Origin of the sequence: Carboxylicivirga marina, assembly GCF_016612505.1 — a bacterium.
GTDB lineage: Bacteria > Bacteroidota > Bacteroidia > Bacteroidales > Marinilabiliaceae > Carboxylicivirga > Carboxylicivirga marina.
Genome location: NZ_JAENRR010000147.1, coordinates 1 through 1,212 on the forward strand (window position 1 = coordinate 1; position 1,212 = coordinate 1,212).

The 1,212-nt window shown below is 35.9% G+C and carries 1 protein-coding gene; it reads right to left on the reverse strand.

Annotated elements, in window-relative coordinates; all coding sequences use genetic code 11:
* Window positions 1-7: 7 nt before the first annotated feature.
* Window positions 8-1,212, reverse strand: a 1,205-nt coding sequence (locus JIV24_RS22140) for an IS4 family transposase (protein WP_200467266.1), incomplete at its 5' end; no start/stop codon positions are given.

The following is a 1,212-nucleotide window of genomic DNA, read 5'->3' on the forward strand; positions in this document are numbered from 1 at the left end:
ACAAAGATTATCCAGAAAATAAGTTTTGCTCAAAGGTCATTTTCATTTGATTCGGCGGTTTAACTTTGCGGACACCCTCCCTGACTTGGTTGCATACATAATCCAATGATAGATAGTGATACAGACAGAATCTTATTTTCTCTGATAAATTTGAAAAAGCAACTGATATTTTCGAAATTGTTCGTTTTATGAGTTCTAATAGTAGATAGTTTATAAGAGCCACAAAAATCTGTGACTTTACTGCATTTTCACTTGTTCCCCAGAAAGTTTTGACTTGTAGATTTTGCTTTAGCGCCTTAAAGAACAATTCAATATCCCAACGTTTCTTGTACAACTCTGCAATCGTATTATACTCCCAATCTAATTGGTTTGTAATAACGGCTATAACTTTGTTTTCGTCTTCTTTATAAACATGTACCAATCTTAATTTATGCTCTGAAATACCAGTCTCTATTGCCTTTGCGGAAGTAAGCTGGATTATTTCATCTTTTAATATGTTTTGGTCGATATTTTCTGGCAACTCCAATTCTTCAACTGTTTTGTACAAGGTGTTTGTTTTGATCCGGGTAACAAATACGTTTTCTGCCTTTATTCGGTTGAGCATTAAAGCAAAATCAAAATAGGCTCTATCTTCAACCACAATAGTATCTTTAGGATAGATTAGTTGCTCTAAGCCATATCTGTCGTGGACCTTTGCTTCTGTAATATTTACCACATCAGGTATCATTAAATTGTAATCCCAGCTTGTATGTAATTTGATACCTCCTTTTGCTGTCCGAAACTCTGCCCAATCAAACATAGACAAGCACAAGGATATGGTTGAGCTATCTACCAGTTTAACCACCTTGCCTTTAATCTCCTTTATGATGTGGGTATTATGGTGTTGTTTTAGTACTGATTTGTAATGACTTAATAAACGATAATACAAACTCTCAAATACGTGCCAGTCACGGTTCTTATTACCATCACTCATAGTTGAGCGTGCAGGGCTTTGGCTTAACCCAAGGTCTTGAATAAAAATCTCACTTACACCTATGCCTGATGATATATCGCTCAAACCCTGGCACTTATTAAGCTGTCCGAAAGTTAAAGCAACAAATTGGTCGTACGTGCGGTATTTACTAACGCCCTTGTCGGTTTTGTAAGTATTGGTACAACTTTTAAACAGCCAAGGTGGTACTAAATCCAGTATTTGTCGGATTATTGGTTTAT